The organism is Candidatus Pelagibacter sp. PS_41, from assembly GCF_059417725.1.
Window position 1 is genome coordinate 225,358 of record NZ_CM182062.1, and the last position, 13,923, is coordinate 239,280.

Here is a 13,923-nt window from a genome sequence, read left to right on the forward strand (position 1 = left end):
AATTATTAAGTTAGTATAATTCAGTTATATTTATTACTTATCAATTGACGCACCTTAATCTTCAACTATAAGTAGGCTTTATATTAAATCAAAAATTCTGTAAGGAATAACAATGTTCTCTTTTTTTAAAAAGAAAAAAATAGTAGCCCATATTAGATTAAATGGAGTTATTGGAAATGCTGGTAAATTTAAGCAGGGTATTGATTTTGCAGGTCAAGAAGAGATAATAAAAAAAGCATTTTCTCTAAAAAAAGCTAAAGCTGTAGCAATTACCATAAATTCCCCTGGAGGATCACCAGTTCAATCTCATTTAATATATAAATTCATAAGAGCTCAAGCAAAAAAGAATAATATTAAAGTAATAGTTTTTGCTGAAGATGTTGCTGCATCAGGAGGCTATCTAATAGCATGTGCGGGGGATGAAATATACGCAAACTCAAGCTCAATCATTGGCTCCATAGGAGTTATATATTCTTCATTTGGTTTCACCGAACTTATAAAAAAAATTGGTGTTGAAAGAAGAGTGCACACTGCTGGGAAAAATAAAAGTTCGCTGGATCCTTTCCAAGATGAAAAAAAAGAGGATATAGATAGACTTAAAAGTATTCAACTAGACTTGCATAAAGATTTCATAGATGTTGTTGAAGAAAGCAGAGGATCTAAATTAAAAAAAGATGGTATTGAACTTTTTTCGGGTGAGTTCTGGGCTGGCAGCAAAGCAAAAGAACTAGGTTTAATTGATGAATTAGGCGATGCTAGTCAAATTTTGAAAGAAAAATTTGGAGAGGATGTTGTTATCAAAAAATTTGAAAAACCAAAAGGATGGTTTAGCAAAAAATTTTCTTCTTCTGTAAATCAAGTTGACCAGTTGGCAACTATTTTGGAGGAAAGATCTATCTGGCAAAGATATGGCTTCTAAAGAAAAAATCAAAAATAAAAAAACAAAATCATTTCAAGATATAATTCTGAATCTTCAAAAGTATTGGAGCAAGCAAGGTTGTTTAATCCTTCAGCCATATGATATAGAAGTTGGAGCTGGTACTTTTCATCCTGCAACGACACTAAGATCATTAGGGCCAAAACCTTGGAAGGCTGCCTATGTGCAACCATCAAGAAGACCTACAGATGGTAGGTATGGAAATAATCCAAATAGATTGCAGCATTATTATCAATTTCAAGTTTTGATTAAACCATCACCAGATAATATTAAAAAACTTTACTTAAATAGCCTGTCAGTAATTGGCATTAATCATAAAGAACATGATATTAGATTTGTGGAAGATGACTGGGAAAGTCCAACGTTAGGTGCGGCAGGATTAGGATGGGAAGTTTGGTGTGATGGTATGGAAATTACACAATTCACTTATTTTCAACAAATGGGTGGCATAGAATGTAAACCTGTATCAGTGGAAATCACATATGGCTTAGAAAGAATATGTATGTTTACTCAGCAAAAAAAAAATGTTTATGATCTTTTGTGGAATGATGAAGGTATTAAATATGGAGAAGTTTTTTTGCAAGCTGAAAAAGAATTCTCAGCATATAATTTTGAACATGCCAATACAGATAATCTATTTAAAATGTTTGATATGCATGAATTTGAAGCAAAGGCATTAGTAGAAAAAAAAATTTCATTACCTGCATACGATCAATGCCTAAAAGCTAGTCATGTATTTAACATTTTAGATGCACGAGGAGCCATAAGTGTTGCTCAAAGGGCAGGGTATATTGGACGTATTAGAGATATTACCAAGGCAGTTGCAGAAATGTGGTTGAGCAGCCAAATAGATTAATGTCTGAATTTTTTTTAGAATTATTTAGTGAAGAAATACCCGCTGGATTACAACAAAATGCTCGTAAAACACTATTAGAAAGTTTTCACAAACTTTTTTCAGAAAAGAAAATTGTATTTAAAAAAAGTACATCTTTTTCAACACCAAATCGCCTTGTAATTTTATTTGAGGGACTATCTAAAGAAGTAATACAAAAAGAAGAAGAAATAAGAGGACCAATTATAAGTGCACCAGAAAAAGCATTAGAGGGCTTTATAAGATCAAATAAAATAAAAAAAAAAGACTTATTTAAAAAAAAAATAGAAAAAGGTGAATTTTATTTTTATATAAAATCTTCTAAAAAGACTAACACAATTAATTTATTACAAGAGCAAACGCCAATAATACTTGAAAATCTTCAATGGAAGAAATCAATGAAATGGGGGAATTATAGTTTAAATTGGGCGAGACCTTTAAAATCAATATTGGGTATTTTTGATGGTAAAAATTTAAACTTTAAATTCCATCATTTAAGCTCTTCCAATACAACCTTTGCAGATAAAGAATTTGAAGATAAGAAAAAAAATTTTAAAAATTTCAAAAATTATGAAAAGTTTTTTAGCCATTCAGGAATTATTATTAATCAATCTATAAGAAAAGAATTTATTATAAAGCAATTTGAAAAAATATCTCAAAAAAAAAATTTCACTATTGAGACTAATAAGAAACTTTTAGACGAGGTTACTGATTTAGTTGAACAACCAAATATTATAGTTTGTAAATTTGATGAAAAATTTTTAGATATACCTAAAGAAATCTTGATAATTACAATGCAACATCATCAAAAATATTTTCCAACCTTTGATAAAAACGGAAAGATCACAAATGAATTTTTAGTTGTTGCAAATAACAAGGATACGTTGGGTTTTATAAAATCGGGTAATGAGAGAGTTGTTGATGCAAGATTAAGTGATGCTCAATTTTTTTGGGAAAAGAATAAATCCCAAAATCTTGTTAAGCAAGTTTCCAAATTGAAAAACATGAATTACTTTAAAGGATTGGGCTCTTATTTTGATAAAATCCAAAGAATGAGAAAACTAGGAGGAATGATTTCAGACCAATTATTAATTAGCAAAGATCAAGTGGAGTTATCAGCATCAATCTGTAAGGTAGATTTAATCTCAGATTTAGTTGGTGAGTTTCCAGAGCTTCAAGGAATAATGGGTGGTTATTTTTCTGAAGTACAAGGTTTTGATAAGGAAATAGCTCTCGCTGTTCGTGAACATTATTTGCCATCCGGTCTTGATAGCAAAACACCCAAAAAGCCATTTAGTATAGCTTTAGCTCTTACTGATAAAATTGATACCCTAGTTGGATTTTTTGGTATTAATCAAAAACCTACAAGCTCAAAAGATCCATATGCACTAAGGAGATCTGCTTTGGGTGTCGTAAAACTTTTAATTGATAACAATAAAGATTTTAAAATTAAAGATTTAATCAGTTACTCAACATCCCTGCATAGAGACCAAGGTTTTGAGTTAACTAATGAGTCGCATCAAAAAGAATTAGCAGAATTTTTAATGGATAGGCTTAAATATTATATGAAAGAAAAACAAATTAGAGGAGATATTATTGAAGCGAGTGTTAGTTCTCATAATTTAGATAATATGAATAAAATATATAATAAGGCATCAATATTAAATAGCGTTATTTCTAAAGAAATTGGAGAGGATATTGTCATAAATTATAAAAGAGCATCAAGTATATTAAGTGGTGAGTTAAAAGATAAAGATATTGAATTATCAAATACAACTGACCCTGGTATTTTTAAAAATGACTATGAAAAAAACCTATTTAAAAAGATAAATGAATTAAGGAAATATTTTAGCAGCATTAACAAAGATGAAAATTATAAGGAAACACTAATAGTTTTAGCGAGTGCAAAAAAAGTAATTTCAGATTTTTTTGATAACGTAAAAGTCAATGATGAGGATAAAAATACTAAAAAAAACAGATTGGAACTTTTACAAATGTTATGTAGAACATTTAACAATTATATTAATTTTTCTAACATAGAGACTAAATAGTGAATAAACTGATATTAAATTTTAAATCTAAAGAGTCTAAAAAGATAAAGAGTCCAAAAAATTTTTTAGGTGGTAAGGGAGCTAATCTTTCAGAAATGGGAAGAATGGGGCTACCTGTCCCACCAGGCTTTACAATCTCAACTAAAGTTTGTGAATTATTTTATAAAGACAAAAAAAAATTAAATTCCAAAATAATTAATAGTATTAAAAAAGAATTAAGAATTATTGAAAAAGAAGTAGGAAAAAAATTTGGTGATTTAAAAAATCCATTATTATTGTCTGTTAGATCTGGTGCTAGAGTATCAATGCCAGGTATGATGGATACAATTTTGAATTTAGGCTTAAATGACAAAACTGTAATAGCTCTAGCCAATAAAACTTCAAATACAAGATTTGCAAAAGATAGTTATAGAAGATTTATCCAAATGTATGGAAATGTTGTAATGGGGGTGGAGAGCTATCATTTTGAAGAGTTAATTGAAAATTATAAATTAACAAAAGGTGTGCTTTTAGATACAGATTTAGATGCTAATGATTGGGAAGGGTTAATTAATGATTTTAAAAAAGTTGTTAAAAATCAAACAAAAAAAGAATTTCCACAAAATGTATTTGAGCAATTGCTTGGAGCAATAAATGCAGTTTTTTTATCTTGGGAGAGTAATAGAGCAAAGGTTTATAGAAAATTAAATCAAATACCAGCAGAGTGGGGTACAGCTGTTAATGTACAATCTATGGTTTTTGGTAATATGGGTAATGATTGTGCAACAGGAGTTGTCTTTACTAGAAACCCATCTGATGGCTCTAATGAAGTTTACGGAGAATACTTAATTAATGCACAGGGTGAAGATGTGGTAGCTGGAACAAGAACACCACAATATATCACAAAAAAAGCTCGTAAGGATGCTAAAGCTAAAGAAGCATCTATGGAAGAGTCTATGCCAAAAGTATTTAAGCAACTAGATAAAATATTAAAGGTTTTAGAAAAACACTACAAAGACATGCAAGATGTAGAGTTTACAGTAGAGAATAATAAACTTTGGATGTTACAGACAAGATCTGGAAAAAGAACTTCAAAATCTGCAGTTAAAATTGCCGTAGATATGGTTAAAGAAGGATTGCTGTCAAAAAAAGAGGCTGTAATGAGAATAGATCCTGCTTCACTTGATACCTTATTGCACCCTACGCTTGATGAAAAAAGTTTAGTTAATGTAATAGCAAATGGATTGCCTGCATCTCCAGGTGCAGCAAGTGGAAAAGTTGTTTTTTCATCAGAAGAGGCTGAAAGATTAAATGATATGATGCAAGATACAATCTTAGTGAGAGTTGAAACTTCTCCAGAAGATATTCATGGAATGCATGCTGCAAAAGGAATTTTAACTGCTAGAGGAGGAATGACTAGTCATGCGGCAGTTGTGGCAAGAGGTATGGGAAGACCATGCGTTTCTGGTTCAAGTGAAATTGATATCAACTATGAAGCAAAAACTTTTAAAACATCTTCAATTGAAGTTAAAGAAGGACAGATAATTACAATTGATGGTTCAACTGGTAGAATTATTCTTGGAGAAGTTCCAACAGTTAAACCAGAAATTTCTGGGGATTTTTCAAAATTAATGAGTTGGGCAGATAGTTTCAGAAAGTTGAAGGTTAGAGCTAATTCAGAAACTCCACTTGATACAAAAACTGCAAGAGACTTTGGTGCCGAAGGTATTGGTCTTTGTAGAACAGAGCATATGTTCTTTGATGAAGAAAGAATTTTATCAGTTAGAGAAATGATCCTGTCAAAAACAGTTGATGATAGAAATAAAGCTTTATCAAAACTATTACCACATCAGAGAAATGATTTTATTGAAATATTTAAAATTATGAGTGATTTACCAGTAACAGTTAGATTGCTAGATCCCCCTTTACATGAGTTTCTTCCTAGAACAGAAAAAGAAATAAATGATGTAGCAAATGTAGTAGGCTTACCATTGAAGGAAATAGAGTCTAGAATTAATGAGTTACATGAACAGAATCCAATGTTAGGACATAGAGGCTGTAGATTGGGAATTTCCTTTCCAGAAATTTATGAAATGCAATGTAGGGCAATTTTTGAAGCTTTATCTGATTTAAAGATTAAGAAGATTAAATCAGCATTTCCTGAAATAATGATTCCTCTTGTATCGACTGAAGCTGAAATTAAAATAATGAAAGATCTAGTAATAAGAGTTGCACAAGAAGTTCAAAAAGATAAAAAAGTTAAAATTGATTATTTGGTAGGAACTATGATTGAGCTCCCTAGAGCAGCTATAAAAGCTAATGACATAGCAAAACATGCGGAGTTTTTTAGCTTTGGCACTAATGATTTAACTCAGACAACTTTTGGTTTGAGTAGAGACGATAGTGGAAAATTTTTAAATGATTACCTTGATAATAAGATTTTTTCAATAGACCCTTTTGTTTCCATAGATGATGGCGTAGGTGATCTTGTCGAAATTGCAGTAAAAAAAGGCAGAGAAACAAATAAAAAAATTAAACTTGGAATTTGTGGAGAACATGGGGGAGATCCAAAAAGTATTCATTTTTGCTCAAAAGTAGGTTTGGATTATGTTTCATGCTCACCTTATAGGGTACCAGTTGCAAGATTGGCTGCTGCTCAAGCAGAAATATCAAAAAAAATTAAATCTCTAATTTAAAGTCAACAGCTGGAACGCTGTGAGTGATACTACCAATAGAAACTCTATCTACACCTGTTGCTGCAATTTTTTTTATGGATTTTAAATTGACGTTTCCTGATGCTTCAGTTTCGTAGTATTTTTTTGCGATTTTAACACCAGTTTTTAGTGTTTTTAAATTCATATTATCAAATAAGACCGTATCAAACTTTAGACCTATTATTTTTTTAAGTTGATTAAGATTATCAACTTCAACCGTAATTTTTCTTCCTTTTTTATTCTTTATAGCCAGCAAAACTAAAGTTTTAATATCAGAACTTGCTATATGATTATCTTTAATTAAAAACTCATCACTTAAATTGAATCTGTGATTTGTTCCACCACCTAACTTTACAGCGTATTTTTGTATTATTCTTAAAGTTGGAATTGTTTTTCTGGTACAACAAATTTTACAGTTCTTATTAACTAATTTAACAAATTGATTGGTTTTAGTTGCTATACCAGAGATATGACTCAAAAAATTTAATGCAACTCTCTCACCAATTAAAATATTTTCAGCCTTACCTTGTATTGTTGCAATAACGTCATTTTTTTTTACAATTGAACCTTCTTTTTTTCTAATAGTAAATTTTATTTTATTATCTATTAGCTTAAATGTGTGTTTTGCAAATTCTAATCCTGCAATTATTGCTGGTTGATTGGAAATTAGTTTAACTTTAATAGATTTATCATTTTTGATTAAATTTGATGTAATGTCTCCATCTGGATAAAGGTCTTCATTTAAGGCAAGCTTGACTTTATTTTTTATATAATAGGTACTTAGTTTAAATTTAGACACTTTTGTTATCTACCAATAGCAGTCATTCTTTCAACAGGTATGCGAGCTTTATTGATAGTTTCTTTGTCCATAATTATTTCACCTGTTTCATTTTCTAAACAAGCTAAAATCTTTGGAAGTGTAATTCTTTTCATATGAGGACATAAATTGCATGGTTTAATAAACTCAACTTTAGGATTCTCTACTTGAATATTATCACTCATAGAACACTCAGTAACCATCATTACTTTTTTAGGCTGATTATCCTCAACATATTTAATCATTCCAGAAGTTGATCCTGCAAAATCACTAGCCCTAATAACATCTGGAGGACATTCTGGATGGGCAATTATTTTTATTCCAGGATTATTATTTCTTATCTCGTTTATCTCTTTTTCATTAAACTGATCATGCACAACGCAAATACCTTTCCAAGCAATTATTTCAACATCAGTCTGAGATGCTACATACTTAGCTAGGTAGTCATCTGGCAAAAATATAACTTTTTTGACACCTAAAGAATTTACAATCTTAACCGCATTAGCTGACGTACAGCATATATCAGTTTCAGCTTTAACATCTGCCGATGTATTAACATAAGATACAACAGGAACACCCGGATACTTTTCTTTTAGTAATCTTACATCTTTACCTGTAATAGAGGATGACAAAGAGCATCCAGCTAGCATGTCTGGTAATAAAACTTTTTTTTCAGGACTCATTAATTTTGCTGTCTCTGCCATAAAGTGTACTCCAGCCATTACAATTATATCAGCTGAAGTTTTTGAGGCTTCAACTGCTAGCGCTAAAGAGTCAGCTGCAAAGTCTGCAACACCGTGATAGATTTCAGGTGTCTGATAGTTATGAGCTAAAATTACTGCATTTTTTTCTTTTTTTAATTGATTAATTCTATGAACATATGGAGCATGAACTGACCATTCAATTTCAGGTAAAACCTTTGAGATTTTTTGATAAATTGGATCGGTTGCTTTTTTTACTTCTTCGGTGAACTCCATACTAAAACCTATCAATTTGATACAATCTTGTCATGCATTTATTCTGACGCACTAATTAATCCAACTAGGAATGTTAATTTTTAACTTGGCGTTTTTGCTTTTAAACTCATTTTCTTGATTAAAATTATCATCCAAATATTTAATTAAAGCAAAAGGATATTCATTACTTATTAAAACTTTTCCTATCTCAAAATCACCATTATAGATTAAATCATCTTGATTTATTTCTCCTTCAATTAAATAAATAGGTAATAATCTTTTTGAAAGTTTATTTTTTAATTTAATTCTTGCAGTATTCTCTTGCCCAACATAACAGCCTTTTTTAAAGTCTATTCCATTCAATTCTTCAAAGTTACATTCAATTCCAAATAGCTTATTCTGTAATTCATTCATGTTTTTTTGAGGAATTCCTAATTGATGACTCAATTCATAATATTCAGAAATTGGGGAATCTTTTAGCTCTAATTTTTTTAAAGATAGATAAAGCTTTTCTAAATTAATGATAAGCCTGGCACCTAAATTTTTATTTCTTGGGTCTAATAAGATGGAATCTTCTCTATATTTAATTGTGTTCCCAGCAATATCTTTTGATCCTTCAAATTCTAAAAATTTTTCTTTATTAAACGCAGCTACAACAAATTCGTTACTAAGATTCATAATTTCAACTTTTGATCTAAGTTTATAGACACTAAGTTGTTTGAAAAGTGCTTCTGTTTGGGATTTTTCACAGTCAATGAAGTAGCCAGACTTGTGTTTTATAATAATAAAAGCAAAAAGAAATTTTCCTTGAGGAGTTAATAGCGATGCAAAACAACTACTGTCTTCACGTACTTTATCAATATCATTACTAATCATATTCTGTAAAAATTCTTTAGCATCTGTACCGTTTATATACAGAATTCCTCTATCTTCTAAAATGTACACATTTTGATTATTCATAATTGATTGATGTCTTAATATAATATAATTACTTTTTTCATAAATGTTAGATCTAATAATTAAAAACGGTTCTTGCTACATAGATAAAGATCTTAAAGATCAAGATATAGCAATCAAAGATGGTAAAATCATAGAAATTGGTAAAATTGATAGTGAAGCAAAAGAAGTTTTTGATGCCAAGGGATTAACTGTTTTACCAGGATGTATTGATACTCAAACTCATTTTAGGGAACCCGGATCAACTGACACTGAAGATCTTCATTCTGGAAGTAGGGCAGCAATTGTTGGGGGAATAACGAGTGTTTTTGAAATGCCAAATACTAATCCACCAACTTCTAATAAAGTTGAATTTCAAAAGAAATTAGATCTTGCAAAAAATAGAATGTATTGCAACTATGCTTTTTATTTTGGCGCAACACCAGATAACGCTGATGAGTTAGCAGACTTAAAAAACTTAGAAGGATGTTGTGGAATTAAGCTTTTTGCCGGTTCTTCGACAGGAAATCTATTAGTTCAATTTGAAGAAGATATTGAAAAAGTATTTAAAAGTAGTTCTAAAGTTGTTTCAGTTCACTCTGAAGATGAAGAAATTTTAAATAGGAATAAAAAATTAATTAAAGATGGAGATGTTCACTCACATCCAATTTGGAGAAGTGAAGAATGTGCAATTTCATCTACTAGAAGAATTGTAAGAATAGCTGAGCGATATAAAAAAAAAGCACACATCCTTCATGTAACAACAAAACAAGAAATTGATTTTTTATCGCAGCACAAAGGTAACATCACATTTGAGATAACGCCTCAACATCTAACAATCTACGCCCCAGATTGTTATGATAAACTTGGAACATATGCTCAAATGAATCCACCAATTAGAGATAAGTCTCACTATGACAGGTTGTGGTATGGAGTAAAAAATAATCTTAATGATACAATTGGTTCTGATCATGCTCCACACTTAAAAAAAAACAAAGAAAAAAAATATCCAAATTCACCATCTGGAATGCCAGGTGTTCAGACACTTTTACCAGTTATGTTAAACCATGTTAATGATGGAAAATTAAGTTTAGAACAATTAATGAATTTTATATGTGAAAATCCAGTAAAAATTTTTGGCATTCAAGATAAAGGTTTTATTAAAAAAGGATTTGATGCAGACTTCACAATCGTTGATATGAATAAAAAAATTATAATTAAAAATGAAAATATTGAAAGTAAATGCGCCTGGTCACCTTTTGATGGGTATGAATTTAAAGGAACTCCTGTGTCAACAATTATTGCTGGCCAAATCAAAATGAGAGATGGTAAGATATTGGGTGAACCTGACGGTAAGCCTTTAAAATTTTAGATAGTTTTTATAGTAAAGCTATTTACCAGAACAACACCAGTAACAATAAAGAACAACCCTAAAACAGCCTGCCATGGTAGTGATTGTTTGAAGAAAATATATCCTAATATTGCAATTGTAAATATACCAAGGCCACTCCATGTTGCATAAACAATGGCGATAGGAAGTTTATCAACCACAAATGTTAAAAGGTAAAATGAAGATAGATACAAAATTGCAAGTGTTGTGGTTGGAATTATTTTGGTAAAATTTTGTGAAACGGGTAATAACATTGTTCCACCTACCTCACAAAAAATTGCAATAGTTAAAAATAAATATGTCTTTATCATTATTTAAGAATATTATTTTTCATTAAGTCTTCTTTTATCTCAGTTAAAATTGAAGGATCATCAATAGTTGCTGGCATTTTATAATCTTCCCCATCAGCAATTTTTCTTATTGTTCCTCTCAATATTTTTCCAGATCTTGTTTTTGGCAATCTTTTAATAACAATTACAATCTTAAATGCAGCAACAGGACCAATTTTATCTCTAACCATCTGAATGCACTCTTTTGAAACTGTTGCATGATCTTTTTCAACACCAGATTTAAGAACGACCAAACCAATTGGCAATTGTCCTTTTAATTTATCCGCAACGCCCAATACTGCACACTCAGCAACTGATTGGTGTTCTGATAAAACTTCTTCAATTGCTCCAGTTGATAATCTGTGGCCTGCAACATTAATAATATCATCTGTTCTAGACATAATCCAAATGTAACCATCTTCATCTATATGACCTGCATCATAAGTTTCATAGTAACCGTCATAGTTCGTCATGTAATTATCTTTGTATCTTTTATCTGCATTCCATAGTGTTGGAAAAGTTCCAGGAGGCAAAGGTAATTTTATAACTATATCTCCCATCTCATTAGGTTTTGCTAAAGTTTGATCTGGCTTCATAATTTGAACGTCATAACCAGGGACTGCCTTACAAGCTGAGCCATACTTTGTTTTCATCATTTCAATTCCTGTACAATTAGAACTAATTGCCCAACTAGTTTCTGTTTGCCACCAATGATCAATTACAGGAACTTTTAATAAATTTTCTGCCCACTTAATGGTATCAGGGTCAGCCCTTTCACCAGCTAAAAACAATGACTCAAATTTACTTAAATCATACTTAGAAAAAAACTTCCCCTCAGGGTCTTCTTTTTTAATAGCCCTAAAAGCAGTTGGTGCAGTAAAAAGTGATTTTACTTTATAATCAGAAATTATTTTCCAAAAAGTACCAGCATCAGGAGTGCCAACAGGTTTTCCTTCAAATAGTACTGTGGTGCAACCTTTAAACAAAGGAGCATAGACTATATAAGAATGACCAACTATCCAGCCAATATCACTTGCTGACCACCAGACATCATCAGTATCAATATTATAAATATTTTTCATAGTCCATTTTAGAGCAACTATATGACCACCAATATCTCTAACTATTCCTTTTGGAACACCCGTAGTTCCTGAGGTATATAAAATATAAGCTAAATCATTTGAATTCATTTCAACACAATCTACTTCTTTTGCATTTGAAAGCGCTTCATCCCAACTGATTTCTTTTGGAGCATTTATATTTGCTTCATTTCCAGATCTTTGAAATAGGATTAATTTTTCTATCTTATGAGATGCCATTTTTATGGCTTCCTCTACTAAAGGTTTGTACTCAACAGTTCTTCCTGGTTCAAAACCACACGAAGCCGTTACTAATATTTTTGCTTTACTATCATCGATTCTGCTTGCTAATTCACTGGATGCAAAACCACCAAATACCACTGAGTGAATTGCTCCAATTCTTCCACAAGCCAACATTGCAATAACTGCCTCTGGGATCATGGGCATATAGATTATAACTCTATCTCCCTTATTAACCCCTTGGTTTTTTAAAGCTCCTGCAAATTTTGAAACTTTTTCTTTTAATTCTTTATAGGTAAACTGCTTTTTGTTACCAGTTATGGGACTGTCATATATTAATGCTATCTTTTCACCTCTACCTTCATCGATATGAATGTCTAAAGCATTATAACAGGTGTTGGTAACTCCATCTTCAAACCATTTATAAAAAGGAGGATTAGATTTGTTTAGAATTTTTGTTGGTTTTTTAAACCAAAATATATCCTTCGAGACTTCTTGCCAAAACTCTTCAGGTTTTTTAATAGAATTTTCGTATATTTGGTGAAATTTATTATTCATTGTTTTTGATTCTATTTTTTATTTTTTTTGGGTTTTTAAATTAAAAAGTGTATTTAAATTTAAAAAGTCAATAAAATCAACACAAATTAGATGAATTTAGAACTTCTAAAAACTAACTTATTTTGATAGTTAATCCACACTATAGATACAAACTAATATTTGTGTCTAGTTTATATAAACTAAAAGTTAAAAACTAACAAAGAGGGAGTTTTTTATGAAAAAACTAAAATTGTTTGCCCTTACAGCTGTAGCCCTAATGGGTGTTACAGGTGTAGCAAACGCAGAAACTGCACTGTTAGCTTCTGATGACTTTGTCGGAATTTCATTCTGGCTTGTGTCAATGGCGTTATTAGCGTCAACGGCATTCTTTTTTATTGAAAGAGCATCAGTTCCAGCTGGCTGGAGAGTTTCAATAACTGTTGCAGGACTAGTAACTGGTATTGCATTCATACATTACATGTACATGAGAGATGTGTGGATTATGACTGGTGAGTCACCAACAGTATACAGATATATTGACTGGTTAATTACAGTTCCATTATTGATGTTAGAATTCTATTTTGTTCTTGCAGCAGTAAATAAAGCAAACTCTGGAATATTCTGGAGATTGATGATTGGTACTTTAGTAATGTTAATCGGTGGATACTTAGGAGAAGCAGGATACATTAATGCTACACTTGGTTTTGTAATCGGTATGGCTGGATGGTTCTACATTCTTTATGAAGTATTTTCAGGTGAAGCAGGTAAAATGGCAGCGAAGAGTGGAAACAAAGCTCTTGTTACTGCATTTGGTGCTATGAGAATGATCGTTACAGTTGGTTGGGCTATTTACCCATTAGGTTATGTATTTGGTTACCTAACAGGTGGTGTAGATGCTAACTCGCTAAACGTGATTTACAATGCAGCTGACTTTTTGAACAAGATCGCTTTTGGTCTAATCATTTGGGCAGCAGCAATGCAACAACCTGGTAGAGCTAAGAAGTAGTTTTACTCGTTAAATAATTAAAAAAAAGGGCAGGTATGTTTTTGCATACTTGCCCTTTTTTCTTATGTAATTATATTTAGA

11 protein-coding genes are annotated in these 13,923 nt (G+C 30.9%); 6 read left to right on the top strand and 5 right to left on the bottom strand.

Going from position 1 to position 13,923, the window contains the following annotated elements:
• Positions 1-112 precede the first annotated feature (112 nt).
• The 4 genes from AC5SL8_RS01210 to ppdK are packed head-to-tail and all read left to right on the top strand — an operon-like array spanning position 113 to position 6,534.
• Positions 113-919 (top strand): S49 family peptidase, encoded by an 807-nt coding sequence (locus AC5SL8_RS01210; protein WP_494580202.1) that lies wholly within the window; start codon positions 113-115, stop codon positions 917-919.
• A complete protein-coding gene (locus AC5SL8_RS01215; protein WP_494573367.1) occupies positions 909-1,793 on the top strand; it encodes a glycine--tRNA ligase subunit alpha in 885 nt (294 codons plus the stop codon). The genes AC5SL8_RS01210 and AC5SL8_RS01215 overlap by 11 nt, the downstream gene beginning before the upstream one ends.
• Positions 1,793-3,859, top strand: a complete 2,067-nt coding sequence (gene glyS / locus AC5SL8_RS01220) for a glycine--tRNA ligase subunit beta (RefSeq protein ID WP_494580204.1) — start codon at positions 1,793-1,795, stop codon at positions 3,857-3,859. The genes AC5SL8_RS01215 and glyS overlap by 1 nt, the downstream gene beginning before the upstream one ends.
• Positions 3,859-6,534, top strand: coding sequence for a pyruvate, phosphate dikinase (gene ppdK / locus AC5SL8_RS01225; RefSeq protein ID WP_494580206.1), 2,676 nt, complete (start codon positions 3,859-3,861; stop codon positions 6,532-6,534). The genes glyS and ppdK overlap by 1 nt, the downstream gene beginning before the upstream one ends.
• On the opposite strand, the gene nadC is transcribed toward ppdK, so the two are convergent.
• The 3 genes from nadC to ygfZ are packed head-to-tail and all read right to left on the bottom strand — an operon-like array spanning position 6,518 to position 9,285.
• A complete protein-coding gene (nadC, locus tag AC5SL8_RS01230) occupies positions 6,518-7,351 on the bottom strand; it encodes a carboxylating nicotinate-nucleotide diphosphorylase (protein ID WP_494580208.1) in 834 nt (277 codons plus the stop codon). The genes ppdK and nadC overlap by 17 nt on opposite strands.
• Positions 7,352-7,356: 5 nt before the next feature.
• On the bottom strand, positions 7,357-8,346 hold the full coding sequence (gene nadA / locus AC5SL8_RS01235; RefSeq protein ID WP_494580210.1) for a quinolinate synthase NadA: 990 nt from the start codon (positions 8,344-8,346) through the stop codon (positions 7,357-7,359).
• 51 nt (positions 8,347-8,397) lie between these two features.
• Complete coding sequence (gene ygfZ, locus AC5SL8_RS01240) at positions 8,398-9,285, bottom strand: CAF17-like 4Fe-4S cluster assembly/insertion protein YgfZ (RefSeq protein ID WP_494580212.1); 888 nt, start codon at positions 9,283-9,285, stop codon at positions 8,398-8,400.
• Positions 9,286-9,328: 43 nt separating this feature from the next.
• Here ygfZ and AC5SL8_RS01245 point away from each other — a divergent pair, with 43 nt between their 5' ends.
• Positions 9,329-10,633 carry a dihydroorotase gene (locus AC5SL8_RS01245; RefSeq protein WP_494580214.1) on the top strand — a complete coding sequence of 435 codons (1,305 nt, stop codon included), beginning with the start codon at positions 9,329-9,331 and terminating at the stop codon, positions 10,631-10,633.
• Here the strand turns inward: AC5SL8_RS01245 and AC5SL8_RS01250 are convergent.
• Complete coding sequence (locus tag AC5SL8_RS01250) at positions 10,630-10,962, bottom strand: DMT family transporter (RefSeq protein WP_494580216.1); 333 nt, start codon at positions 10,960-10,962, stop codon at positions 10,630-10,632. The genes AC5SL8_RS01245 and AC5SL8_RS01250 overlap by 4 nt on opposite strands.
• Positions 10,962-12,857 carry a propionyl-CoA synthetase gene (locus AC5SL8_RS01255; RefSeq protein WP_494580218.1) on the bottom strand — a complete coding sequence of 632 codons (1,896 nt, stop codon included), beginning with the start codon at positions 12,855-12,857 and terminating at the stop codon, positions 10,962-10,964. The genes AC5SL8_RS01250 and AC5SL8_RS01255 overlap by 1 nt, the downstream gene beginning before the upstream one ends.
• A 214-nt stretch (positions 12,858-13,071) precedes the next feature.
• Between AC5SL8_RS01255 and AC5SL8_RS01260 the strand changes: the two genes are divergently transcribed.
• Entirely contained in the window at positions 13,072-13,842 is a 771-nt protein-coding gene (locus tag AC5SL8_RS01260; protein ID WP_494580220.1) for a bacteriorhodopsin-like, read from the top strand.
• Positions 13,843-13,923: the final 81 nt, after the last annotated feature.

What these genes read in the sequence shown, in the direction of transcription:
- AC5SL8_RS01210 (WP_494580202.1), top strand. Translation starts at nt 113, where the DNA reads ATGTTCTCTTTTTTTAAAAAGAAAAAAATAGTAGCCCATATTAGATTA.
- AC5SL8_RS01215 (WP_494573367.1), top strand. Translation starts at nt 909, where the DNA reads ATGGCTTCTAAAGAAAAAATCAAAAATAAAAAAACAAAATCATTTCAA.
- glyS (WP_494580204.1), top strand. Translation starts at nt 1,793, where the DNA reads ATGTCTGAATTTTTTTTAGAATTATTTAGTGAAGAAATACCCGCTGGA.
- nadA (WP_494580210.1), bottom strand. Translation starts at nt 8,346, where the DNA reads ATGGAGTTCACCGAAGAAGTAAAAAAAGCAACCGATCCAATTTATCAA.
- ygfZ (WP_494580212.1), bottom strand. Translation starts at nt 9,285, where the DNA reads ATGAATAATCAAAATGTGTACATTTTAGAAGATAGAGGAATTCTGTAT.
- AC5SL8_RS01245 (WP_494580214.1), top strand. Translation starts at nt 9,329, where the DNA reads ATGTTAGATCTAATAATTAAAAACGGTTCTTGCTACATAGATAAAGAT.
- AC5SL8_RS01250 (WP_494580216.1), bottom strand. Translation starts at nt 10,962, where the DNA reads ATGATAAAGACATATTTATTTTTAACTATTGCAATTTTTTGTGAGGTA.
- AC5SL8_RS01255 (WP_494580218.1), bottom strand. Translation starts at nt 12,857, where the DNA reads ATGAATAATAAATTTCACCAAATATACGAAAATTCTATTAAAAAACCT.
- AC5SL8_RS01260 (WP_494580220.1), top strand. Translation starts at nt 13,072, where the DNA reads ATGAAAAAACTAAAATTGTTTGCCCTTACAGCTGTAGCCCTAATGGGT.